The organism is Flavobacterium sp., from assembly GCF_044373165.1.
Taxonomy (GTDB): Bacteria; Bacteroidota; Bacteroidia; order Flavobacteriales; family Flavobacteriaceae; genus Flavobacterium.
The window spans coordinates 1-25,873 of sequence record NZ_JBILQL010000029.1; the positions used below are offsets into that span (position 1 = coordinate 1).

Below are 25,873 nucleotides of genomic sequence, written 5' to 3' on the forward strand. Positions count from 1 at the left end.
CTAACTCCTGACCGTTTTCCCCTAAAATCATGATGTTATAACCCGAAACCGCTTTGCCCGAAGAACCCGGTTTGATCGGTAAATATTCTACACCCATCATATTGGCAATCATCGGCCAGCCCGATTCAGTTTGCCACCAGTGGTCGATGGCCGGAATAGGAATGTGCTCGCGGTACCATTCTAAGGTGGCAATATCACAACGTTCACCGGCAAGGAATTGTGTTCTCAAACAAGACAAATCATATTGTTTGATAAATTCCCCATTCGGGTCTTCTTTTTTGATAGCTCTTATGGCTGTTGGTGCGGTAAACATGACGCTGACTTTATGCTCGGCTATCACTCGCCAAAACGTACTCGCATCCGGAGTTTTGATGGGTTTGCCTTCGAAAACTATAGTCGTATTTCTGTTGAATAATGGTCCGTAAACTATGAAGCTGTGTCCTACAACCCAACCCACATCGGAAGCGGCCCAAAAGACTTCACCGGGTTGAACACCGTATATTTTTTGCATAGAAAACTTAAGCGCCACGGCATAACCACCGGTGTCTCTAACAATTCCTTTTGGTTTACCTGTCGTGCCCGAAGTGTACAAAACATACAACGGATGCGTGGTTTCTACCGGAACGCAATCGGCTTCTTCCGAGCCATAAACTAAAGCATCGTAATCCACGTCGTATTTTTTAAAAGGAATTCTCGCTCCCAGTTTACGATTGAGCACTACTACTTTTTTAGGCTTGTGTTCGGCCAATTCGATGGCTTCGTCTACTAAAGGCTTATAGGCAATGAGTCTGTCGATTTCGATTCCCGAAGAAGCAGTGAGGATCACTCTGGGTTTGCAATCGTCAATTCTGATGGCTAATTCGTGTGGTGCAAAGCCGCCAAAAACTACGGAATGCGTGACTCCTATTCGGGCGCAAGCTAACATAGCGAATGTTGCTTGTGGAATCATGGGCATATAAATGATAGCGGTGTGTCCTTTTTTTAAACCCAAAGACAATAAACCACCGGCCAATCTGGCGACTTCTGATTTGACTTCGTTATAAGTATATTTTTTTACGGTTTGGGTAACGGGTGAATCATAAATGATGGCTATTTGGTCTCCAAAACCATCATTGATGTGTTTATCTAAAGCCAAATAACAAGCGTTCAAACTGCCGTCTTTGTACCACAACGGGTAACCGGTTTCGTCTTCGGAGAGTATATTCTGTGGTTTGGTAAACCAATCAATTTCATTGGCTTGTGCTGCCCAAAAAGCTTCCGGATTTTGAATGCTTTGGTTGTATAATTCTTGGTAATTCATGGGTAAGGTTAGGTTGGTAACTGTTTAATTCACAGCTTAAAAGTAACCATTATTAGCTTACCTTTCAAAACTTTGTTGCTAAATAGATATATACAACAATTGTCATTAAAATTTAAAAGCGTGCCAAAAAAATGTTCGCTATTCAAATAGGCTTAACATCAACATGAACCAACCTATTACTCTAATAATTCATTCACTTGCTCCACTACTTTTTTAATAGAGAAAGGTTTGGTCAGGTAAGCATCGGCGCCGAGAGCCATTCCTTTTTCGATATCGCTTTCTTTGTTTTTAGCCGAAAGAAACATCACTTTACAGTGTTGGAGTTTTTCGTTTTTCTTGATTTGCTCTAAAGTTTCAAAACCGTCTACTAACGGCATCATGATATCGAGGATAATCACATCGGGCAATTGGTTTTGTAAAATATCTAAAGCTTCCTGACCATCACGGGCAATAAACACTTCAAAGTTGTTCTTTTTGAAAGTGTACTCTAAAGACATTACGATATTGGGTTCGTCGTCTACAATTAAAATCTTTCTCATAACGGCTGTTTTTTGGGTAACGTAAATGTCAAACACGCGCCGCCGGTAGCATTATTGGTGGCCCAAATACTACCTTTGTGGTGTTCTATAATTTGTTTGCAAATCGCCAATCCTAATCCGCTGCCGATTGGTTTTTTGAAATTCTGATTGGTCGATTGGTAAAACTTGTCGAATATGTTTTCAAAATCGGTGTTGGTTATGCCTTTGCCGTTGTCGCTTACTTCCACTTGAACATAATCAAACTTGTCATAAACGGCTAAAGTAATTAATCCGTTGGTATCGGGACAAAATTTTATGGCATTCGATACCAAATTGGTCACCACTTGCACTATTCTGTCTTCATCATACTCGGCTTTGAGGTTGGCGTTGCCTTCTAAGTGAATGTGAATATTTTTATTGGCTATCAATTGCTGCAAAGGTTCAATTGAATTTTCGATAGTTTCCACAATTTTATGTTGGGCCAAATTGACTTTTTGCCTTCCGGTTTCAAACTTCTCCAAATCCAATATCTTGTCAATCAATCGGTTCAAACGATCGGATTCGGAGATGATGTTTTGCAGAAACTGTTTGCGCAATTCTTCGGGAATTTCATCGTCATCGTATAAAATCTCACTCGAAGCTCTGATAGCGGTAATTGGCGTTCGCAATTCGTGTGTTACCGTATCGAGAAACTCATCTTTTTGCTTGTCCTTTTTCATCAAAGAAACATTGGCTTCCTGTAACTTGGCAGAAATTTCTTTGAGTTCGTTAGAAGTTTCCGTGAGTTTTTTATTAATGATGATGTTTTCTTTGGATTCTTCCAATATCTTCAATACTTCGGGCAAAGTAATTTTTTCTTCTTTCACCACGCTCGATATTAAGATTTTCGCCGAAGCCGTACCGATGTGTCCGGTAAGCAGGTTTTCGGAGAATTTAATCAAACGTGCATCGGCCAGCTCTTCGTTTTTATCGACGTTGTATTTTACGTTGAAGATGTTCATGGCGCGCTTGGTTCGGTCTTCGCCTAAAAACTTAATCAATACTTTTTCGATATCATTTCGGTAAGCCGTTCCTTTCCATACAAACGCATTTTCGTGCATGTTGATGTATTTATTGATGTCGAGGAACATCTCGGCATAGTTGCGCTCGCGGTAATTGCCTTTGAAACTTACTGATACGGCGATGTACGTCATGAAGTTGAACAACAAACTCCAAAACAAGGCATGTGGCACGGGTTGCAAGTAATCGAGACCAAACAATTGCAATGGTCGCAATAATTCTATGCCCAAAAATCCATTCGTTATAAAAGAAGTATCTGCTGAAGTTATCCCTAAAGCATAAGGAATCAGTAAAGTATACAAACAAATGACAAAACCTACGATTAAGCCCGAAACCGCTCCGGTTCTTGAACCTCTTCGCCAAAACAAAGCACCGAAAAATGAAGGAGCCAACTGAGCTATGATTACAAAAGCCACCAAACCAATAGAAAACAAACTGTAATCTAAGGCAAAAAAGCGATAAATAAAGTAGGCACTGATAATCAACGAGAAGATTCCGATTTTACGAATATTGACAATTTTTTTGTTGATAGTAGTTTGCTCATTGTGTTTTAAACGGCCTAACAATCCGTAGGGAATAATCAAGTTGTTACTCACCATAGTAGACAATCCGATGGAAGAAACTACGATCATTGAAATCGCCGCGGAAAATCCGCCTAAAAAAACCATCACTGTTAAAACTTTATGATTAAAAAGTTGGGGAATTAACAGCGAATAAGTATCCGAATTGACGTTTTGTCCTTCAAATAAAATATTCCCGCCCCAAGCTATCGGGTAAACAAAAATATTGAACAATAACAAATACAGCGGAAATAACCAAACCGCAGTATTGACATGGTTTTCTCGAGTGTTTTCAATCACGGAAACCTGAAACTGACGCGGCAACAAGAAAATAGCAAACAGCGACAATACACATAAAAAGAACCAGTTAATAGCTTGGGGCAATCCACCGATAGTGTTTTTTTGTTGGAAGTTTTCCAGTAAAGATGCTTTGGCATAAATATCATCAAATCCATCAAAAACAAAGAAAGTTACATACACGCCTATGATGATAAAAAACAATAATTTCAAAACGCTTTCTAAAGCCACTGCCGTTACTATGCCTTTTCGTTTTTCGGAAGCATCCACATAGCGCGTTCCGTAAATAGAGGCAAAAATGGCTAAGGCAAAAGCCACGTATGTAGTACTATCGTCAAAGATATTGTAGTTCGATGGCGTTTGCGTTACCAAGTGAAACGTTTCGGAAATGGCTTTGAGTTGTAGGGCGATGTAAGGCAAAATACCAAACAAGCAAACTATCGTTACAACTGCTCCCAGAAACCGGCTGTTACCGTAACGCAGCGAAATAAAGTCGGCTATACTCGACACCTTATTGACCCGGGAAATGCGAATGATTTTCTTTAGAACAATCATCCAAGCGGGGATAATAATAATCGGTCCCAAATACACCGGCAAATAATTCAAACCCGAATTCGCCGCTACACCAATGCTGCCGTAGTACGTCCATGCCGTACAATAAACCGCCAATGATAAGGAATATACATAGGGATTATTTGACCATCGAGAGTTTTCTTTTTTCTCAGCCCAATGCGCTATAAAAAAAAGCACGCCCAAGTACAACGCTAAGATGACTAACAATACTATACTATTCATGATAACGTTTTATGATTAGTAAAGAAAGTAAAGCCGAAAACAACCAAACCGAAAAAATGTAAATGTAAATCACCGGAAAGCCCAAAAAACTTTCGGCACTGTCAAACAGCAATACAATCGGAAGGTTTAATCCGATTAGCAAAACCATTGAGATGATTACTAATTTTTGTTGGTGGCGTTGTTTCATGAATTGATGTCCTATATAAATACCAAAAGCCCTTAACAAAGTAAGAGCCCTTGGTTACCAATAAACTATTTATTTATGCTAATCTTCATATTCGTCGGTTATGGCGTACCAACCAAAAATGGTTAACCCGGTTACAATTAACGGTAATAATATGAAAAATATAATTATTCCGAAAACTAAATCGTCTTGTTTTCCGGAGGTTAGTTTTCCTCCAAAGATTCCGATAGCGTAATAGGCTACAGCCACGGCTAAAGCAATCCAAACAATTCCTAAAAATTTCTTTAATGCGTTCATAATATTGGGTTTTAGTCGTGAAGTGTATTAATTTTTCTATCAATGTAAATCATTCCGATTACAAAACATACTGTGGCAATTCCAATAGGATACCACAAGCCTTCCAAATAAAACTCGGGATCGCCGGCATCTTTGGCAGTAGTTACAAAATACGTTGAAATAGCCGGAAGCAATCCTCCAAATATACCATTTCCAACGTGATATGGCAATGACATCGACGTATATCTGATTTTTACCGGGAACATTTCTACCAAGAAAGCAGCGATTGGGCCATACACCATAGTTACAAAAATAACCTGAATAAAGACCATAAGTACCAAGAACCATTTATCAGAACTATTGATCATTTTGGTAACTTTGGTATCAATTTTATCTTTGCCTTTGTCATCAACCATTAGTTTTCCGTTTTCAAAATGTTTGGTTTTGATTTCTTCCACGGTAGTTCCATCAGTATAGGCTTTTGTAGTGGTGTAAATGGAATCCATTTTGGTTTCATCAACTTCTTTCATTGAAGGCACTACTTTAGTTTGCTCTACAATTTCAACTTTCTGTGCTAAATCTGTCGAAGCATACATGGCGCGGTAAATCGGACGGTATAAAAAGATTGCCAACAACATTCCGGCCATCATGATAGATTTTCTGCCCCATTTGTCGCTCAACCATCCAAAGAACACGAAGAAAGGTGTTCCTAAAATTAAGGCTATTCCTAACAACATGTCTACCTGCGAAGATTCAATACTTTGTACGGTTTTTAAAAAGTTCATAGCGTAAAACTGACCGGTATACCAAACCACCCCTTGTCCCATAGTAGCTCCGAATAATGCCAATAAGACAAACTTTAAGTTGTATTTGTGTCCGAAACTTTCTTTCAAAGGATTCGTTGACGTTTTACCTTCCGATTTGGCTTTGGCAAACACCGGAGATTCATCCATATTTTTACGAATCAAGTAAGAAACATAAACCATTAAGATAGATACCCAAAACGGTACTCTCCATCCCCATTCATCAAACGCTTCTTTCGATAATAAACTTTTGGTAATTAAAATCACCATCAACGAAATAAAAAGTCCAACTGTTGCTGTAGTTTGAATCCATGAGGTCCAATATCCTTTTTCCCCTTTTGGAGCATGCTCAGCCACATAAGTTGCCGCACCTCCATACTCACCTCCAAGGGCTAAACCTTGAAGCAAACGAAGGATTAAAACTAAAATGGGGGCAGCAAAACCAATTGTTTCATAACTCGGAATACATCCGATGACAAACGTGGCTCCACCCATTAACATTAGAGTTACCATAAAGGTGTATTTTCTTCCGATTAAATCTCCTAATCGTCCGAAGAATAAGGCTCCAAACGGACGCACTACGAAACCGGCGGCAAAAGTAGCCAAGGTAGACAAGAAAGCCGCAGTTGGATTATCAGTTGGGAAAAATTTGGTAGATAACACTACTGCTAAACTACCGAAGATGTAAAAATCATACCATTCAATCATGGTTCCCATGGAGGAAGCGGAAATCACTTTCCAAATTCCTTTTGTTTTTTTATCGCTCATACTGTATAAATATTAAATTGGTTATTAAAAGCTGTAAGCACATGAAATCATGGCTCTGAAGTTGCCTACTTTTTTGTTGTTACCGTCAAAAGTAGCATCAGGTTTGAGGTCTCCCCAAGTAGCACCGGTGTACTCAAGTTCAGGCGTAATTCTGAATTTATTTTGTTTGAAATCCACACGAGCCGAAACGCGCATTACGTTATCTACCCCACGAGTACCCGAGAAACCTCTTCCGTACAAAGTAGTAGGATTGTCTTTGCTTACACCGTCATTTTTGGTATAGCCAAAGAAAAAGCCCGGGGCTACACTTTTGCCGTTACTTGCAATATCCACCCACATAGCCGAAGTTTTGATACCTTCGTAAGTTTCCACTTCTCCGGGAACTGTATAGCCGGCAAAACCGCCTAACATCACTAAGTTATACATGTTTTTACCGCTGATCCCATAGGCTTTGATATGGAATTTATCGTTATTGTACTTAAAATAACCTACAACTGATGTGGTATTTACTTTTTCTTTAGTAGCTAAACCATTACTTACGGTTAAAGGTTGCAATGATTTGTATTCAAATCCTAAACCGGCTATCCAGTTTTTGTTTTTAAATTGAAATTGCCCGTGTAGAGTAGGCAATAAAGAGTTGAAGGAAGCCGAGTTTTGCGTTCCGCCGGTGGCCGTAGCCGTAGTAAACTCTCTTTCTTTGTAGGCCGTAAAGGCAAATGAGAGCTCTTTGGTTAAGTTTTGCTTGATGCGCGCTTGTGATACCCAACCAAAAGGATTAAACATAATACCTGTACTAAAGTTAGCCACACCCGGGAATACCTCAGGAATGAATGTTGGATACCAAGTTTGTCCTAAGGTTAAGGTAGTTTTTTCCCACTCCAGGTTGGCATAAGCATGACGCAAACGGAATAACCCGATTGAAGCTTCGGTGTTTCCGAAGAAGTCACCTTCTAAGACTCCGGTGGTTTTAGCACCCCACACATCCGGTCCTTTGGCCTTAACGCCCAAACGTGAAACCACCGATAGGAAGTTATTGGCTCCGGCATCATTTAGGTCGTCGCCATTGGCATCCAATTGTTCATCCAACGGATACAGATTTAAATTGTACTCACGAACTTGTGCGGAACGACGCGTATCCCAAATGTAATCGGTTCTTACGAAACCGTAAACACTTACATCCCATTCTTTGGCTACCGGTACGGCAGGTGCAGCAGGTGTAGGAGTTGTTTGCTGTGCAAAACCCGATAAAGAACAGGCGGCAAACGTAACAATTAGTAATTTTTTCATAATTCAAATAATTTGGTTTTTGGTTAAATTTTGTGCAGCCAAATTCCAATATTTAATGAATCAAAAAAATTATGATATATATTATTGTAAAATACTATAGCTAATCTTTGAAACGCTCCCATTTGATAAGCATAAACTTATCGCCCAACTCGGTAATTATCATCCCGGCACCTTTCAATACTTCTTTATTTTTAAGAAATTCCACCAATTCTAAGTGGTTGTAAATCTTATAAGTGGGATGATAGTCGGTATGATTGGGTTTGGATATTTTAAACTCCTTTACCCAGTTGCTCACAGTAACATGTGAAACCCCTATAATGCGCTCTATTTCTCGGTAACTCAATCCTTCCAAATACAATTGCAATGCCTTAGTGACATAGTAACTATCAATCTTTTTACCCAATTTATTGACCGTAAAGTAATAGTTGCATTTTTTACACAAAAACCTTTGTCTGTCTTTGATGACACCACTTTTTACTATAGCATCACTTTGGCATTTGGGACAAGATAAAATCTCCATATATATAAATTTTGCATAAATATACTTAATTAGCAAATATATAAAAGTGTTTTTGATAATTTTTTTAGACAAAAATTACACAAGCATTAATTTTATTGGGTTTTAATTAAAGATATAATAATTTTAAACAAAGTCCCCGCTGAAATCGTTTTGAAAAGTTGCTTTAAAACTACTGCAGAAAATATTACTATATTAGCCTTTAAAACAAGTATAAACATGCCTTTTACCCTAGCCATTTCTCCCACAAGAACCCCGTTCAACAAAAACCCTTGGTTGTGGACTTTTTTAAGTTCATTTGCTATCATATGGATCAGTACATTATTAGGAACCAACGACATAAACAATTGGTTGCTCGAAAATACATTAACCGTTTTATTCTTTATCTTTTTACTGTTTAGTTTTAAAAAATACCAATTCAGCGATCTTTCCTATTTACTCATAACAGTATATTTATGTCTGCATGTATATGGTGCTAAATACACTTATGCCGAAAACCCTTTTGGCTATTGGTTAAAAGACTATATGGGCTGGGAACGCAACCATTATGACCGCATAGTACACTTTAGTTTCGGATTTTTATTGGCTTACCCCATGAGAGAATTGTTTTTAAAATGGGTCAAATACCCAAAATTGGTGGCTTGGGTCTTACCTATAGAAATCACTTTATCAGTGAGTGGATTTTACGAATTAATAGAATGGGCTGTGGCCGATTTATTTTTTCCTGCTCAAGGTGCCGCTTACTTGGGTACCCAAGGTGATATTTGGGATGCGCAAAAAGATATTTTCTTGGCGTTTTTAGGAGCCATTTTGGCTACTACTATAGTGTCTGTTATTAAAAAACTATTCAAGTTGCATGAAATTAAATAAAGCCTTTGGGATAATGGCATTGTTGGTACAGCTCAGTGTTGGACAAACCAATCAAATTAGTGTTAAAAACTTAAATCCAGCCACCGATGATTACCTTTTTCCGGAAGTTCATTCAACATCCAATTCCAAAATAGCGGAAAAAATTAATATTTTTTTGCAACTGCAATACCTGCAACACTTGCCCGGAGTTTATAAAAAAAATCCCTTTGAAAAAGTAACTTACAATGATCAAAAACTAAATGGCAGCTTTACCTTCTATGGGTGGAACAAAGAAGAAACCCCGGTCAATATCTTGAGCCTAAGCCTAAATTGTGAATATAGCGGGGCTTATTTAGAAGGCTATGAATCCCATCACAATTTTGACGCGCGCAACGGCAATACCATTTTGCTTTCGGATATCATAAAGCCTAACCAACAACTTAACTTGGCAAAGCTAATTAACCAAAAGGTAAAAAGAGAGATTACTGCATTTTTATCGGAAACAAGAAAAAACCTCCAAACAACCGACAGCATCAAACAACGAGAATTATTTGATCGATACAGCGCTCAAATAGACCTGTATGAGAATTGCTTGACGGACTATACTGAATACCAATTAGACGATTTTAATTTTTACTTTACCCAAAACCAACTTAACGTTTTAAGAGGTCGTTGCTCAAGCCATGTTAACCGTGCCATCGATGATTTATATGAGTTTGATATTCCTTTCGATTATACTAGCCTAAAGGAATACCTATCCGATTATGGCAAAAGCTTACTTTACAACACACATGTTAATAATGCAAAAAGCATGTCTCCTATTGGTAAAATATTTAAAGGAACCATTGGTAAAAATGCTGTTACGATGGTAATTCCTCAAATCAATTACGATAGTTCCTTAACTATTACCTATTGGTACGACAAATACAAAACGCCTATTGAATGCCATGGCACTTTAAAAAACAATCATTTTTATTTAATGGAACAGAGTACCGATGACATTTCAGGCTTAATAGGCATTATAGAAGCCGATTGGAATAACGGATCCATTAAAGGTGTTTGGATTAATCAAAAAACCAAAAAAGAATATTCGATAGCACTAACAACCTATTAAGATTTTTTTTGAAGTATTGATAACTTTTGACTTCAGAAATTATACAACTGTCAAAAAAATAAAAAAAATAGCTTTAATTTGTAGTAAACAAACAACACTATGCTATTTGACCCTAATCTGCTGGATTCCTCAGCAGTGTATAAATTAATGACAGGTGCTATCATTCCCAGACCTATCGGTTGGATAGCCACCGTAAGCGAAGACGGAATAAACAACCTCGCACCCTTTTCATACTTTAATGCTGCCGGTGAAGATCCGCCGCACATTATGTTTTCTATTAACAGAGCCAACCACACCAATAAAGATACTCTGAACAACGTTTTAGCTACAAAGCAATTTGTGGTGAACATGGTCACCGAAAGCACAGTAGAACAGATGAATACAACAGCTCAAGCTGTACCAGCAACGGTTGACGAGTTTGAATTGGCCGGTGTTACCCCTATTCCTTCCGAAAAAGTCAAACCCATGAGGGTAAAAGAAAGTCCGGTACAATTTGAATGCGAACTGGTACATCACTACTTTTTAGAAGATCACAAAAACGGTGGTTCTTGCATCATCATCGGCCGTATCGTTATGATGCATTTTGACGACAACGTGTTGTTAGACAATTTCAAAATCAATTTAGAAACGTATAAGCCGGTGGCAAGATTAGCCGGTGCTAATTATGCCAAATTAGGAGAATTGTTCTCCATCAAAAGAGGTTAAATTCACCATTAAGAAGTTAAGAAAAATAAGTTGCATTAAGCCTTAATGAAAACCTTAACTAAACTTAACTCCTTAATGTTTAAAATAAAAAATTAAACACTCAGTTACTTAGCAACTCAGAATCTCAAAAAATATGAAAATAGCAGTTATAGGCGGCGGTCCGGGCGGACTTTACTTTTCCATCCTAACCAAAAAAGCAATGCCGCAGTGCCAAATTGAGGTGTACGAACGCAACAAACCCGACGATAGTTTTGGCTTTGGCGTGGTTTTCTCTGATGAAACTTTGGGAGAATTCCTTAAACGCGACATGCAATCGTACGAGTTAATCCGAAGCCAATTTGCCTATTGGGACGACATCATCGTAGCGCGTGACGGACAAGAAGTCAGCATAGCCGGTAACGGTTTTTGCGGTTGCTCCCGAAAAACACTGCTTAAATTATTACACCAACGCTGTCGTGAAGAAGGTGTAATTCTCCACTTCGAACAAAACATAGATGATTTAGACCAGTATAAAGACGCCGACATCATCTTAGCTTCTGACGGAATTGCCAGCGGCATCAGAACAAAATACGAATCGGAATTCGGAACCAAAATCACTTTAAAGAAAAACCGCTTTGTATGGCTAGGCTCAACCAAACCGTTAGACGCCTTTACCTATTTCTTCAGAACGACACCACATGGTGTAATAGTAGCGCATTCCTACCAATACGAAGCCGGCATGAGTACCTGGATATTTGAATGCAGCGACGAAACTTGGCAAAAACACGGCTTTGAAGTGACCAATGAAGCCGATACGATGTCCAAAATGGCCGAAATATTCAAAGAAGAACTCGACGGACATCCACTGATTTCTAATAAATCCCATTGGCGCCAGTTTCCGCATGTGACCAATGAAAAATGGTTTCACAAGAATATTGTTTTGTTGGGCGATGCCAAAGCCACTGCACACTACTCTATCGGTTCGGGAACCAAATTGGCCATGGATTGCGCCATCGGTTTATCTGATGCAGTAATTGCGAACCCTAACAATGTGCAAGCCGCATTCGAACAATACGACAAAACCCGAAGAAACACCGTAGAAATGATACAGTACGCAGCTTTAGTTTCGCTCGATTGGTTTGAAAATATGGATAGAAATAACCAACATCCATTCTATCAGTTCGCCTTTGGCTGTATGACGCGTTCCAAAAAAGTAACGTTTGAAAACCTCAGACTACGCGATAAATCATTTACCGATAAAGTGTTAGCCGAATTCAATTCCATTCAAAAAAGCACTAACCCTGAAGCGCCTCCCGCTTTCACCCCATTCCAACTCCGCGATTTAACATTACAAAACCGCATCGTTATGTCGCCAATGGGTCAATACACTGCCTTTGACGGGAAGGTTTCCGATTGGCATTTAGTGCATTACGGCAGCAGAGCCACCGGCGGTGTCGGACTCATAATTACCGAAATGACCGCCATTTCCGAAACAGGACGTATCACTTTAGGTTGTGCCGGTATTTATACTCAGGAACAGCTAATTGACTGGAAAAAAATAACCGAATTTATCCATCAAAACAGCCAAACCAAAATCGGAATTCAATTAGGCCATTCAGGTCGAAAAGGCGCTACGAAAAAACCTTGGGAAGGCCAAAACGAACCGATTAATTTGCCATGGGATTTGATTTCGGCTTCGCCAATAGCGTACAATGAAAAATGTCCGATTCCGAGAGAAATGACTTCCGAAGACATGGATTTAATTGTGGCTCAATTTGTCCAAGCGACTAAAAATGCTGACAAAGCAGGCTTTGATTTAATTGAACTGCAAGCCCATCACGGATTCCTATTAGCGTCTTTCCTATCACCTTTAACCAATATCAGAACCGACGAATTTGGCGGAAGCATTGAAAACCGCTTAAAGTTTCCACTAAGGGTTTTCAACGAAATGCGAAAAGTGTTTCCACATCACAAACCCATGTCGGTTAGAATCTCCGCTTCTGATTGGGCCGAAAACGGCATTACTGAAGGAGAAGTAATATCCATAGCCACCGCTTTCAAAAACGCCGGTGCCGATATCATCAACGTTTCCACCGGAAATACAGTTGCGCACCAAAAACCGCAAATCGGACGCATGTGGCAAACCCCATTTGCAGACGCAGTGAGAAATACCGTTCACGTTCCAACAATAACAACAGGATATATTCAAGACATTGACCAAATCAACACCATCATTTTAAACGGCAGAGCTGATTTGGTGGCGCTGGGCCGACCGTTATTAGCCGATGCCAATTTCGTTCGCAACGCACAAGCCTACGAGCAATTCGAAGCCAATGATATCCCAAACCAATACAAAGCCGGAAATTCTCATCTTTATCCGCTAAAAGCCGCCGAAAGAAAACAAACCGAAGGCATGAAAAAAGCCCTAAAACCCAAAAGCAATAAGAAATAGTATCAAGACAATTGAATTAAGTAGTAAGACCAAAAGCTTTGTGACTTTGCGTCTTTGCGAGAAATAATTAAAACATGAAAAATTACGCAGACAATTTCGCTCACGAACATCTACCAAGTGCTAACTTGCAGCCCGACTATGTTTTCCTGGACTTACCGCAGTTCAACCAACCGGAAATGCTGAATTGTGTAGAACTTCTTTTGGACAACCATAGCAAAGAAGGTCGCGGCAATACCATTTGCCTCCGTACATTTGAAACCAATTGGACCTACCAAGATTTATACGAAAAAGCGAATCAAATTGCGCATGTCTTGGTGGATGATTTAGGGTTGAAATCAGGCAATCGCGTCTTGATTCGTTCTGCTAACAACCCAATGATGGTGGCCGTTTGGTTTGCGGTTTTAAAAGCCGGAGGAATCGTGGTGGCGACTATGCCTTTGTTGCGGGCTAAAGAGTTAAATACGATCATTGATTGTGCCGAAATTAGTCATGCCATCTGCGACCACAGTTTGGCCGACGAAATGCATTTGGTCAAATCCGATTATTTACAGTCGGTTTGTTATTACGGCAATTCGCAATTGGAAACATTAATGGTAAACAAGCCAAAAACATTTACCAATTACCACACGAAATCAGACAGCATCGCCTTAATCGGCTTTACTTCAGGCACGACAGGCTTGCCCAAAATGACGTCGCATTTTCACAAAGATATTGTCAACATTTGCGAAGCGTTTCCGCAGTATTCTTTACAGCCGACTTCCGATGATATTTTTACCGGCAGTCCGCCACTCGGTTTTACCTTTGGTTTAGGTGGACTAGTTTTGTTCCCCATGTACTTCGGCGCTTCGACCTTCTTAATCGAAAAACCAAGTCCGGACATGCTTTTACAAGCCATTCAAGATTATAAAATCACGATTTGTTTTACGGCACCAACCGCTTGGCGAATTATCACGACCAAAGTAGCCGATTTCGATATTTCCAGCTTGCGCAAATGTGTGTCTGCCGGAGAATCTTTACCACTCAAAGTTTGGCAGGATTGGTATGACGCCACCGGTTTAAAAATCATCGATGGCATCGGTGCTACCGAAATGTTGCATATATTTATCTCATCCAATGAAGCTAACATGAAACCGGGAGCAACCGGTGTAGCTATTACAGGTTATGAAGCTAAAATTGTAGATAAAAACGGAAATGATTTACCAACCAATGAACCCGGAAGACTAGTGGTTCGAGGCATCACAGGTTGTAAATATTTGAACCGAATTGACAAACAAAAAGAATACGTAGAAAACGGCTGGAATGTCACCGGTGATATTTTCCGCCAAGATGAAGAAGGCTATTTTTGGTTTGTCGCTCGAGGCGATGACATGATTATTTCTTCGGGTTATAACATTGCGGCGATTGAAGTCGAAAGCGTGTTATTGACCCACGAAGATATTTTAGAATGTGCCGTTGTAGGTTTGCCCGATGAAGAACGAGGCATGCTGGTTTGCGCCCACATCGTATTAAAAGAAAAAAGTAAAGCTACCGATAACATGAAGAACCATATTCAACACTGGTTCAAGGAAGTAGCGGCGCCGTATAAATATCCGAGAGTGATTTATTTTACCGAAGCTTTGCCTAAAACAGAAACAGGAAAAATACAACGATTTAAATTAAAATAATTAGGAGCTATTTCCCGCTATACGTTGCAATCTCTTCGAGGATTTCCACTGCTATCGGGGCTAAGCTTATCAGTAATCGAAAGTCATTAATTTAAAATTTGTGAAAATTTGTGTAATTCGTGGCAAAAAGAAAATCAGTTAAATCCGTTTAATCCGTGGCTAAAACTTTTTAAAAAAATTATCTAATTAGTGACAAAAATAAAAACATGAACCAACCTTTCACCAAACAAGAAAAAATACGTTTCAAACACGTCGATTACGCCGGAATTGTTTTCTATCCGAGATTTCTTGAAATGCTTAATGACTTAGTCGAAGACTGGTTCGAAGAAGCACTCGACCGACCATTCTCCAAAATCCATGAAACCAATGGGATTCCGACCGTAGATTTGAAAGTCCAATTCAAAAAAGCAGCAAGACTGGGCGAAGTCTTAACCAAAAAACTTTGGGTTCTCAAACTCGGTGGCGCCTCCGTAAATTGTGGTTTCCGTTTCGAAGACGAACAAGGCAACACTTGTTTAGAAGGCGAAGTAACTTTAGTAAACGTATCCATAAGCAACGGAAGAGACGCTATCAAAGCGGAGCCTTTCAACGAGGAAATGAAGAAAAAGCTTTCCTCATTCATAATTTAAAATTCAAAATTTAAAATAATTTTAGAATGAACTTTAAAAAATTCAAAGCCGCCACCGTACAAACAGCACCCGTTTTTCTAAACGTTGAAAAAACAATAGCAAAGGCCATTTCTTTTGTTAAAGAAGCTAGTCAAAATGGCGCTCAACTAATTGCCTTCCCCGAGGTATTCGTAGCCGGTTATCCGTATTGGAACTGGATCATGACTCCGGTGCAAGGCAGTAAATGGTACGAACAATTGTATAAAAACTCGGTTACCGTTACTGATGAAAGCATGCAACCGTTGTTCCAAGCCGCGAAAGACCACAACATGCACATCGTCATCGGAATCAACGAACGTGGTGATAGTTATGGTGAAATTTACAATACCAATTTAATCATTGACAATAAGGGAAATCTTATTGGTAAACACAGAAAGCTAGTCCCAACATGGGCCGAAAAACTCACATGGACCAGCGGTGACGGTTCTTCATTGAAAGTGTATGATACAGAAGTTGGTCCGGTTGGAACCTTAGCGTGTGGTGAAAACACAAATACCTTAGCGCGTTTTACGTTGTTGTCGCAAGGCGAATTGGTACACATTGCCAACTACATTTCGCTACCCGTTGCACCTCCGGATTATGACATGGCAGAAGCAATTAAAATTCGTGCGGCCGCACATTCTTTCGAAGGGAAATTATTCACCATCGTTTCGTGCTCCACCATTTCGCAGGAAATCAAAGACGCTTTGCGCGAAGATGTCCCAAATGTAGATGAATTGTTAACGCGTAAAAGCTCAGCCTTCTCCGGATTTATTGGGCCAAATGGCGCTGTGATTGGCGAACCGCTAATTGATGACGAAGGTATTATTTATGCGGATATCGATTTGGAAAAATGCATCCAACCGAAACAAATGCACGATATTCTCGGACATTACAACCGCTTTGACATTTTTGATTTAAGAGTCAATACCGCTCCCACGAGAAAGATTACCTTTGTAGACAATCACGAGGAGTTTAATAAAAAATAGTAGTAAGACTATGGAAACCAACAACTATTCAGACGACGTAATCGGTCGTGCCCGTGTACAAGACACCCCCGAACTCGAAGCTTATTATAAAGAACTCGAAACCCTTGGCGCCGGTGCTTTGTGGACCGTAGCCAATGATATCGAACCTTGGGAACCGCGCGCCAATTCGGTCCCAATGTTATGGAAATATGAAGATTTAAGAAGTTTGGTTCTAAAGTCCTCAGAACTCGTAACACCAGAACAAGCCGGTAGACGTGTAGTGTATTTGGTAAACGACAAACGCAAAGATGTATCCGCAGCTGTGGGTTGGTTATACACCGGAATCCAGGTTACGCGTCCGGGTGAAAGCACCTCGGCACATCGCCACCGAGCTTCTGCCTTACGCTTTATCATGGAAGGTTCCAAAGGTTACACCGTAGTAGACGGCAATAAAATCATGTTGGAAGTCAACGACTTTGTGATTACCCCAAACTCAGCGTGGCATGAACACGGCGTAGAAGAAGACGGCCAAACCTGCATTTGGCAAGACGGTTTAGATATTCCATTAGTGAATGCTTTGGAAGCCAATGATTATGCAGTATACGATGGCAAACAACCTTTGACTTCAGCAGTCAATCATTCGCCTATGACCTTTGGTGGCGCGGGTTTAATTCCGGCCGATCAAACTTGGGACAAACCGTATTCTCCGTTGTTCAAATATTCATGGAGCAAAGTGTATCCGACGTTGTTAGAAGTCGCCAAAGTCAATGAAATCAATCCGTTTGATGGTTTCTTAATGCAATATTCCAATCCGTTAACCGGTGGTCATGTGATGCAAACCATGGGAGCAGCGATGCAATTGTTACCAGCCAGTTTCAAGGGCAAGGCGCACAAACATACCGGTTCTTTTGTATACCAATGTGCTAAAGGAAGCGGTTACACCATTATTAACGGACAACGTTTTGATTGGAAAGAACGCGATATTTTCTGTGTTCCGTCTTGGGCTTGGCACGAACACCATAATGCATCGGATACTGAAGATGCTTGTTTGTTCAACTTCAACGACTTGCCGGTGATTGAAGGTTTGGGCTTATTTCAAGGAAGAGCGTATACCGAAAACAACGGACATCAAAAAATCACTAAATAAAAACTCAGGAACTCAGCAACTAAAAAAATGAACCAAAAATTCAAACTATTGTTTTCTATCGGAACAGCACTTCTTTTTGTTATACTTGGATTTTATTTATTAAAAAAAGAAGATAACATGGCTGTATTTTTTGGCTATGCCAATATCATCTTTTTCTCGGGCATTATCCTTTTGTCCATTTACAAACTCGTTAGAAAATAAACTTAGAACATAGAACTTACAACCTAGTACATACAACAAACAAATGAAACTACTTACCTATCAAACTGCCGATACTGAACCAAGATTAGGCTTCCTCCACAACAACCAAGTCATCGATATGGAAGACTTTGGCGAGATTTCGAATTTTCCGTTGCCATCCGATATGTTAGATTTGATTGACATGAGGATTGAAATCGTAGAAGAATTAAACGAAATGGTGGCCGATACACCCGAGAATTACTTTAAAGAAATTGCTTATACCTTAGAAGAAGTGACGCTTTTGGCACCGATTCAAAAACCGAGAAAAAACATCATCGGCATAGGTTTAAACTATACTGAACACGTAGCTGAGAGCGCGAGAACCTTAGACACTACGGGTAAATTACCCCAAAAACCTATCATCTTCTCCAAACCACCAACAACCGTTACCGGAACTAATACCGAGATTATTAAAAACACCAAACTGACCTCGCAACTGGATTGGGAAGTAGAATTGGCTGTCGTAATCGGTAAACACGGTAAATATGTTCCCAAAGCAGAGGCATTAGATTATGTGTTTGGCTATACCGTGATTAACGATATATCGGCACGAGATTGTAGAAGAGAAGGCCAATGGATTGTGTCTAAAGGACAAGATACTTTTGCCCCAATGGGTCCGATTTTAGTGACCAAAGACGAAATTGAAAACCCACACAATTTGAACTTATCCTTAAAAGTCAACGGTGTCGAAAAGCAAAACTCAAACACTCAGTTTTTATTATTCAACATCAACGATTTGATTGAAGATTTGAGTATCGTTTTCACCTTAGAACCGGGCGATATTATTGCTACCGGAACTCCGGCAGGCGTTGGTGCAGGACGCGATCCGCAAGAATGGTTGTATGATGGCGATGTGGTGGAAGCTACGGTGGAAGGAATAGGAACGATAGTGAATACAGTTAAAGAGATTTCTAAGTAAAAACAGACTGCGTTAGATTTGACCCGAGCGAAGCGAACTGACGAAGTATATTAAGAGGAGGACAGCCAGTGGCAGTCAGGTATAAATAAAAGTTGCGTTAGGGATTGTAGTGGAAATCCTTTTTAAATTGCCATGGGTTTTAACCCGTGGTATTTTAAAAAGATTGTAACGGAAAGCCCGACCCGATAGGGAAACGCCCAAACATTTAAGTTCTCAGTAACCAACTTGGAACTTTAAACTTGAAACAAAATGAACAAAAAATTCAGAATAGGACAAATAGTGCCATCCTCAAACGTGACGATGGAAACCGAAATACCGGCCATTTTCAGAGCCAGAGAAACGATATTACCGGAGCGATTTACGTTTCACAGCAGTCGCATGCGCATGAAAAAAGTCACCAAAGAAGAACTCGAAGCCATGGATGCCATGAGTTTGAAATGTGCTCAGGAATTGTCCGATGCGCATGTAGATGTAATGGGCTACGCTTGCTTAGTGGCGATTATGAGTATGGGACGCGGCTATCACTGTGTTTCGGAAGTAAACTTACATCAAGAAACGGTGGCGAACGACTTCCCTACGCCTATTGTAACTTCGGCCGGTGCTTTGATTAACGGATTGAAGGTTTTGGGAGCTAAAAAAGTTTCCATCATTACGCCTTATATGCGACCATTGACTGACTTGGTTGTAGATTATATTGAACATCAAGGATTTGAAGTAGTCGACAGTATTGCTTTGGAAATATCCGATAATTTGGAAGTTGCGGCTCAAAACCCGATGAATTTATTGGAAATCTACAAACGCTTAGACTTAACAGGTGTTGATGTCATTGTGGCTTCGGCCTGTGTGCAAATGCCTTCCTTAGAAGCGATAGATTTGATTCAGGCTGAGTGTGGCATTCCGGTAACTTCTGCAGCCGTTTGTACTACCTATGAAATGATGAAGAAGTTAGGTCTCGAAGCCAAATCTGCTATTGGTGGTGAATTATTGAATGGGAAATACTAAACAAATTTTAATTAACTTAAAGTTAAGAGTGCTTCCTTAGACTATTTAGTAATTTAGAGGTATTCAAACAACTTATAACATATTTAGGGATGAAAAGAAGAGCAACTGCCGTTTGGAACGGCTCAGGGAAAGAAGGCAAAGGACATTTAACCACGCAAAGTACCGTGTTAAATCAGACACAATATTCCTTTGGATCTCGTTTTGAAGAAGGCATCGGAACCAATCCCGAAGAATTAGTAGGCGCTGCTCATGCCGGCTGTTTCTCTATGAAACTGGCTTTTAATTTACAAGCAGCAGGATTCACGGCAACCGAATTAAAAACAGAAGCAGAAATTGTTTTTGAAGACGGAACAATTGTAGCCTCCAATCTAACGCTGACCGCAAAAGTAGACGGAATAGTCCAAGCCAAGTTTGACGAATTGGTCAAAGATGCCGAAGCCAATTGTCCGATTTCAAAATTGCTGAATACCAAAATCAGTGTCAGTTATACATTGAACTAAAATAAAAGGAGGTTTAAAAACCTCCTTTTTTATGCTAAATTATTAAAACTGAAAATAAATAAACTGCTCACCACTGCCCTGCGCTATAGCAATCAGGAAAAACATCACTGCCCATACCAGCCCTAAAACTAGTGGTGATTTCTTTTGGGCAACTGCTTCCATAGAAGTATTTCTCATCACATAATGGCAAATAAAAGTCAGTGCCATCAGGGTAAAAACTTTCACAATCGAAAATGTATCTAAAACCTTTGCGCCATCTGCATGCATAAACAACATGGATTCAATAATATTTTGGGCGGTTTCAAACTTTCGGGCTCTGAAAAATACCCAGGTAAAATTGACACAGGTATAAGTCGCTAAAGCTAAAATGACTCCGTTCCAAACATTAATTTTGATATGTATCACATTTTTCAACAAACGCTCTGCTACTAAAAAGAAACCATGTAAGGCGCCCCAAATTACAAATGTCCATGCCGCGCCGTGCCATAATCCGCCCAATAACATGGTGAGCATTAAAGCTACATACATTCGCACTACGCCATTTCGGTTGCCGCCTAGCGGAATGTATAAATAATCTCTTAACCAAGTGGACAATGAGATGTGCCATCTTCGCCATAAGTCGGAGAAACCAATGGCAGCATAAGGGTATCGAAAATTATCCGTAAGGTGAAAACCAAGCATCAATGCCAATCCGATTGCACAGGTGGAATAGCCTGCAAAATCGAAAAATATCTGTCCGGAAAAGGCTAATGTTCCGGTCCAAGCGTCCCATGTGTTTAGGACTTTATCAGCATTAAAAACCGTATCAGACGTTTTAGACAATAAAGTATCTGCTAAAACAACTTTTTGAAACAAACCGATGGTCAGTAAAAATAAACCCCAGATAAATTGGTGGACCGTAGCTCTTTTTTCTTCATAAAATTGGGTTACCAAATCACCTGCTCTTACGATAGGTCCGGCCACCAACTGCGGAAAGAAAGTTACATACAAGGCAAAATCCAAAAAGGTTTTGACCCTTTCCGTTTTTCGCCAATACATATCAATGGTATACGACATGGTTTGAAAAGTGTAGAAAGAAATACCCATGGGTAAGATAATATCCATCGGAAGCGGATGGTAATCCATTCCCATGGCATTCACCAAGGCGGTGAAATTTTCCAGTAAAAAATTACCGTATTTGAAAAAGAACAGAAAGCCTAAATTGACAAACATGCTAAGCAGCAACCAAAATAGCCGCTTTCTTTTGTTTTCTTCTACGGCCAATTCTTTTCCGGTAATCCAATCGATAACCGTCGATATCCATAATAAGATCACCAAAGGCGGGTTCCACAATCCGTAAAAAACATAACTGGCAAAAAGCAACATTTGTTTTTTAAACGTCCAATTAAAAAATTTGGCATAATATAGGGCTAACACTATGACCAAAAAAACAACAAAACTTAAAGAATTAAATAACATGGTTAATTGGTTTTGGGGTTAGACAATTCATTATCGGCATTGATAATTTTAAGAAGCTCAACAGTAAACTTTCGAGCGTCGGGAGCGGATAAATGAGACCATTCCGGACAGTCGAATTGCAACTGTTTGTAGTCTTCAAAATAATAACTTTTTACCTGCGCTTGTTGGACCAATTCATCCCAAAAAGCAGCTTTGGGAAAAGCCATATCTTCTCCCTTTTTAAGCATTCCGCTCGAAGGACATCTGACTAAGATTACTTTTCCACCTCGGGCTTTGAACTTTTTCAAATCTTGTAAAAAGAAAGCCATAGTAGCTTTTTTATCCGGTGGTGGCGCATTTTTCCCGAAAAAACCCCATACTCTTTTGATGCTATTGGCAAATGCAGTGTCCTTAGCGGTACGTTCGGTCATGGTTGTATTTCTGTCGATTCGTGTATCATTAAAATTATAAAATGGCGGAAAATCGGACTCATTAGTACGGTTGCCGATTTTAATCCGGCCCAACAACGCTTTCAAATCGATGTCATCAGACCATTCCTCTTCGCTGCCCGACATCATTACCAAATTACTTTGCAAAGGCAAGGAAATGTAATGATTCAATTGTTGGGCATAAGTGCGGTTGTGAAAATAATCGACTTTGGTTTGCGGTCGTTTCCAAGGGGAAGCTTCAGGAAAAGTAGTAGAAAAAAATAATCCGGGAGTAACACCCACAAGTATGGTTCCTTTAAAGTCGGTTTTCTCCACTAAATCGTGAAAAATCGGCAAGGGTGAAGAACCCGGCGAAGCCAATTGCAAGGGTTTTCTTCTGGTTTGTTTTTGCCATTCATCCAACTGTATGTCGAACAATACCCGAGAAGAACCTACCAAAATCACATCCTCGTCGCTTAAACTTTCTACCTTGGCCCTTTGTACAGCCCATAAGTCTTTGTTGTCATCAATGTTAGGGTAAAATCCTTGAGAACGCCAATAAAGTTCCCAAGCGCCAAGGCAAGACAAACTTACCACCACGGCTACGAGTAACGATTGTTTTAAATTCATTGTATAGTTATTGGTTGGTTATTAACTGGTAAAAAAACTTTTATCTCTAAAAGTGTAAAAATTGATGTATTTATGGGATGGAAACTGCCGATAAACCTCCGTTTATTAAATTTCTTCTTGAACATTAAGGTTGCCTCAGACAATTATTTTCAAACTCCAATTGCTTAATTTTTCAGTGGAAAATGATGGTTTGCTTTAGTTTCATCTCTCCGCTTATCCATTTGAAGCTATGCAATTTAACATTTTTTTGAATACTGTTTATTTAACAGTTAATAATCAATTATTTATAAGATAATTGACCAAAAAATCAGCGGAGTGGATTTGTTTGTTATATTTGGTTAACAGCAATTGACTTTACAGCATGCAGAAAAATAAACTCTCAAAACAACTTGAACTAACGCACGAACAAACCTCGCCCTTGTTTCGAATCATGTTTACCCAAAACATCAACGAGCCTCAGCGTCGCCACTTTGAAAATAATATTTGTGCTTTTCATATTGGTCAAGGATATTTTTTAACGGTGGCTCACAATTTGAAAACCGAAGCTAAACTTTTTAAATCGATTGACCTGGCCACTTTTGAACTCGACATCCTTCCCTATTTGAATACCCCACAACGACAATTGTTTGCCAACTGTTTTGTGTTGGATTCCGAAAAGCAACGATACTTTTGGAACAGTAGCAATCCTAATGATTACAATGCCGCGATAGAAACCTTAAAACAAATTAATTTTGATACGCGTTGGGTGACTTTTTTGGAGAAAAAAATCTGTCAAGCCCATTTGATTGTGCAATTTAAAGAACCGCATTTTTACCAAAATCCCGAATTGACAGCGCATTTTAATTCGACTACACATTTTGCCGAAACCGCCATTAACCGACACACTTTTTTAATTGAAGTGGCATTAACAGAAGCTTTTTACGGAGATGATATTGCCTTGTATCGCATAGTGAATGCCCCGAATGAATTGATTGAAGCCATGCCTTATGTAAAGACAAACTTTACCCTTTTGGCTGATGACCAACAAGATTACTATTGTTTGCAAAGTTCCCCAACCAGCGAAGTCGGCAAGCTATTAAACAAAGCGCAAATAGAAGGTTTTACCGAGCATTTTGCCATTTTTCCGGAGCGAGTGGGTGGCAATTATGTCTTAGAAGGTTTGCGGTATTTGATTAAAGGTTACTTCAGATTTGGATCTTCCGGCGCCCCTTATTTGGTTTACAACGCAAAGGAGAATACATTTGAAGTCAATGCTATCCAAAGTGAAGCTTGCCCGATTCAATTATCTATCGACAATAAACGCGACGGGAATTTTCAGTATGTGAATGCTATTGCGACACCTTTGAACAATATCAAGGAAAAACTGGAAATGTATTTGGCACAATAAACTTTACTTACCGGTACTACGCATTACGGCAGAAGGAAAAACCACTACACTTTCTTGTCCGTTTTGATGAACGCTAGACACACCGAAATAGTAATTGTCGATTACAATTCCTTTGAGTTCAAAGTTATCCGTGTTCCCTACAAATCGGCTGAATTCCCATTGCGGTGCAGTGGTCAATCGCCAATAAATTTTATAGCCAACCACCGAATCGTCGGCTACTTTGTCCCATTTGAGTTTGGTGTTAGGTTCTACCACACCACCGATGGTAACATTCTTAGGTACGGGTGGCGACCAACCTAAACCGGCCAGTACAATTGCATTGACAGCAGTAAGTTTTTTAGCGTATTCAAAATTGACGCCTTCAATCACATCACCATATTTGATGCCGTTTTCCACTCGGTTATTTTGGTGTTGGCGGTTGTAATTTTCGTGTGCTTCCATAATGCGGACACCGGCGTAACCCAAATCGTTAAACGGACGATGGTGGCCACCGCGACCAAATCGGTCCAAACGATAGACCATCATCGGATTCATTTCGGGCATATAGGTCGTTACTGTTTTATGAATGTAACGCGCCAGCTGACGGGAAATACCATCCACTTCACCTCCGTAAAAACGACGTTGGGTTCTTTCTTTTTCAGTTTCGGTTACAGGCGTTGGTTCTGAAAATATTCGGAAAGTTCTGTTGTCAATGACACCATCCACTCCTTCGATGTTTCCAATCATGTCGTTGTTCAATACTCCTATGATTTCCCAGTTGTTCTTTTTGGCATATTCGGCAAAACCTTTACCGCCGAACAATCCTTGTTCTTCGCCTGAAAGTCCGAGATACACTATACTGTTTTCAAACTGATATTTCGATAATACCCGCGCCGCTTCTATAGTTCCCGCCATACCCGAAGCATTGTCGTTAGCACCGGGAGCATCATTGGTATAATCCATAGTATCGGAATTGCGGCTGTCGATATCGCCGGTCATAATGATGTAGCGATTTGGATACTTAGTGCCTTTTTGCACAGCCACTACATTCACCACATAAGCTTCTTTAGGTATGCGATTGCCGTCTTTGGGTGTAACCAAATCCCTTTGGTAAAAAACTTCCAAACAGTTGTTACAATTTTGATCGATTTTATCAAACTCGGCTTTAATCCAGCGTCTTGCAGCACCGATACCACGGGTTTTGGAAAGCGTATCGCTAAAGGTATTTCGGGTGCCGAAATTGGCTAAGGTGCGAATGTCATTTTCCAATCGTTGGGCGGAAACAGCCTCAATAATCGAATACAATCGGGTATCGGTTTGGGCAGTTAAGGTGATGGTTGTAATAAAAGTCAGTACAGCAAAATATTTTTTCATGGGGTTTTATAATCTTAACTTGCTAATCAGAATTGAGTTTTAATAAATTGTACTTAATAGTACTCTCAATCTATAAATTTATGAAATA

Annotated in this window: 24 protein-coding genes; 13 read left to right on the plus strand and 11 right to left on the minus strand. The window is 39.8% G+C overall.

Annotated features, from left to right (window positions below):
* The 8 genes from ACIQ32_RS05760 to ACIQ32_RS05795 form a co-directional block, all read right to left on the minus strand.
* A partial coding sequence (locus tag ACIQ32_RS05760; RefSeq protein ID WP_396194740.1) for an AMP-binding protein occupies positions 1-1,300 on the minus strand: 1,300 nt, incomplete at its 3' end.
* A gap of 176 nt (positions 1,301-1,476) precedes the next feature.
* Positions 1,477-1,839 (minus strand): response regulator transcription factor, encoded by a 363-nt coding sequence (locus tag ACIQ32_RS05765; RefSeq protein ID WP_396194741.1) that lies wholly within the window; start codon positions 1,837-1,839, stop codon positions 1,477-1,479.
* On the minus strand, positions 1,836-4,529 hold the full coding sequence (locus ACIQ32_RS05770) for an ATP-binding protein (RefSeq protein WP_396194742.1): 2,694 nt from the start codon (positions 4,527-4,529) through the stop codon (positions 1,836-1,838). Before ACIQ32_RS05770 ends, ACIQ32_RS05765 begins: the two co-directional genes overlap by 4 nt.
* Positions 4,522-4,716 carry a hypothetical protein gene (locus tag ACIQ32_RS05775; RefSeq protein WP_396194743.1) on the minus strand — a complete coding sequence of 65 codons (195 nt, stop codon included), beginning with the start codon at positions 4,714-4,716 and terminating at the stop codon, positions 4,522-4,524. Before ACIQ32_RS05775 ends, ACIQ32_RS05770 begins: the two co-directional genes overlap by 8 nt.
* Before the next feature lie 78 nt (positions 4,717-4,794).
* A complete protein-coding gene (locus tag ACIQ32_RS05780) occupies positions 4,795-5,010 on the minus strand; it encodes a DUF6814 family protein (RefSeq protein ID WP_396194744.1) in 216 nt (71 codons plus the stop codon).
* An 11-nt stretch (positions 5,011-5,021) separates the two neighbouring features.
* The gene (locus ACIQ32_RS05785) at positions 5,022-6,560 is read right to left on the minus strand and encodes an MFS transporter (RefSeq protein ID WP_396194745.1); all 1,539 of its coding nucleotides are present in this window, start codon (positions 6,558-6,560) and stop codon (positions 5,022-5,024) included.
* A 24-nt stretch (positions 6,561-6,584) separates the two neighbouring features.
* Positions 6,585-7,847, minus strand: coding sequence for a hypothetical protein (locus ACIQ32_RS05790; protein WP_396194746.1), 1,263 nt, complete (start codon positions 7,845-7,847; stop codon positions 6,585-6,587).
* 100 nt (positions 7,848-7,947) lie between these two features.
* Positions 7,948-8,367: a helix-turn-helix domain-containing protein gene (locus ACIQ32_RS05795; protein ID WP_176307344.1), complete on the minus strand. Its 420-nt coding sequence runs from the start codon at positions 8,365-8,367 to the stop codon at positions 7,948-7,950.
* 216 nt (positions 8,368-8,583) lie between these two features.
* Between ACIQ32_RS05795 and ACIQ32_RS05800 the strand changes: the two genes are divergently transcribed.
* The 12 genes from ACIQ32_RS05800 to ACIQ32_RS05855 all read left to right on the plus strand — a co-directional run bounded on the left by ACIQ32_RS05800 (position 8,584) and on the right by ACIQ32_RS05855 (position 20,550).
* Positions 8,584-9,234, plus strand: a complete 651-nt coding sequence (locus ACIQ32_RS05800; RefSeq protein WP_396194747.1) for a DUF2238 domain-containing protein — start codon at positions 8,584-8,586, stop codon at positions 9,232-9,234.
* Positions 9,221-10,327: a hypothetical protein gene (locus ACIQ32_RS05805; RefSeq protein WP_396194748.1), complete on the plus strand. Its 1,107-nt coding sequence runs from the start codon at positions 9,221-9,223 to the stop codon at positions 10,325-10,327. Before ACIQ32_RS05800 ends, ACIQ32_RS05805 begins: the two co-directional genes overlap by 14 nt.
* 99 nt (positions 10,328-10,426) lie before the next feature.
* Positions 10,427-11,032 carry a flavin reductase family protein gene (locus ACIQ32_RS05810; RefSeq protein ID WP_396194749.1) on the plus strand — a complete coding sequence of 202 codons (606 nt, stop codon included), beginning with the start codon at positions 10,427-10,429 and terminating at the stop codon, positions 11,030-11,032.
* A 133-nt stretch (positions 11,033-11,165) separates the two neighbouring features.
* Entirely contained in the window at positions 11,166-13,463 is a 2,298-nt protein-coding gene (locus ACIQ32_RS05815) for a bifunctional salicylyl-CoA 5-hydroxylase/oxidoreductase (RefSeq protein ID WP_396194750.1), read from the plus strand.
* Between the two features lie 74 nt (positions 13,464-13,537).
* A complete protein-coding gene (locus tag ACIQ32_RS05820) occupies positions 13,538-15,127 on the plus strand; it encodes an AMP-binding protein (protein WP_396194751.1) in 1,590 nt (529 codons plus the stop codon).
* A gap of 206 nt (positions 15,128-15,333) precedes the next feature.
* Positions 15,334-15,756, plus strand: a complete 423-nt coding sequence (locus tag ACIQ32_RS05825) for an acyl-CoA thioesterase (protein ID WP_396194752.1) — start codon at positions 15,334-15,336, stop codon at positions 15,754-15,756.
* 26 nt (positions 15,757-15,782) lie between these two features.
* The gene (locus ACIQ32_RS05830) at positions 15,783-16,763 is read left to right on the plus strand and encodes a carbon-nitrogen hydrolase family protein (RefSeq protein ID WP_396194753.1); all 981 of its coding nucleotides are present in this window, start codon (positions 15,783-15,785) and stop codon (positions 16,761-16,763) included.
* A 10-nt stretch (positions 16,764-16,773) separates the two neighbouring features.
* A complete protein-coding gene (locus tag ACIQ32_RS05835; protein WP_396194754.1) occupies positions 16,774-17,889 on the plus strand; it encodes a cupin domain-containing protein in 1,116 nt (371 codons plus the stop codon).
* Between the two features lie 27 nt (positions 17,890-17,916).
* Positions 17,917-18,090 (plus strand): hypothetical protein, encoded by a 174-nt coding sequence (locus ACIQ32_RS05840; RefSeq protein WP_396194755.1) that lies wholly within the window; start codon positions 17,917-17,919, stop codon positions 18,088-18,090.
* A gap of 43 nt (positions 18,091-18,133) precedes the next feature.
* Positions 18,134-19,048 carry a fumarylacetoacetate hydrolase family protein gene (locus tag ACIQ32_RS05845; protein WP_396194756.1) on the plus strand — a complete coding sequence of 305 codons (915 nt, stop codon included), beginning with the start codon at positions 18,134-18,136 and terminating at the stop codon, positions 19,046-19,048.
* A 249-nt stretch (positions 19,049-19,297) separates the two neighbouring features.
* On the plus strand, positions 19,298-20,050 hold the full coding sequence (locus tag ACIQ32_RS05850; protein WP_396194757.1) for an Asp/Glu racemase: 753 nt from the start codon (positions 19,298-19,300) through the stop codon (positions 20,048-20,050).
* Positions 20,051-20,139: 89 nt separating this feature from the next.
* Positions 20,140-20,550 carry an OsmC family protein gene (locus tag ACIQ32_RS05855; RefSeq protein ID WP_396194758.1) on the plus strand — a complete coding sequence of 137 codons (411 nt, stop codon included), beginning with the start codon at positions 20,140-20,142 and terminating at the stop codon, positions 20,548-20,550.
* A gap of 42 nt (positions 20,551-20,592) precedes the next feature.
* Here ACIQ32_RS05855 and ACIQ32_RS05860 read toward each other — a convergent pair whose 3' ends face one another.
* Both ACIQ32_RS05860 and ACIQ32_RS05865 read right to left on the minus strand, forming a co-directional pair.
* Complete coding sequence (locus ACIQ32_RS05860; RefSeq protein ID WP_396194759.1) at positions 20,593-22,008, minus strand: MBOAT family O-acyltransferase; 1,416 nt, start codon at positions 22,006-22,008, stop codon at positions 20,593-20,595.
* Between the two features lie 2 nt (positions 22,009-22,010).
* Entirely contained in the window at positions 22,011-23,045 is a 1,035-nt protein-coding gene (locus tag ACIQ32_RS05865; protein WP_396194760.1) for a hypothetical protein, read from the minus strand.
* Between the two features lie 361 nt (positions 23,046-23,406).
* On the opposite strand from ACIQ32_RS05865, the gene ACIQ32_RS05870 reads away from it, so the two are divergent.
* Positions 23,407-24,432 carry a hypothetical protein gene (locus tag ACIQ32_RS05870; protein ID WP_396194761.1) on the plus strand — a complete coding sequence of 342 codons (1,026 nt, stop codon included), beginning with the start codon at positions 23,407-23,409 and terminating at the stop codon, positions 24,430-24,432.
* A 3-nt stretch (positions 24,433-24,435) separates the two neighbouring features.
* Here ACIQ32_RS05870 and ACIQ32_RS05875 read toward each other — a convergent pair whose 3' ends face one another.
* Positions 24,436-25,785, minus strand: coding sequence for a M28 family peptidase (locus ACIQ32_RS05875; protein ID WP_396194762.1), 1,350 nt, complete (start codon positions 25,783-25,785; stop codon positions 24,436-24,438).
* Between the last annotated feature and the right edge of the window lie 88 nt (positions 25,786-25,873).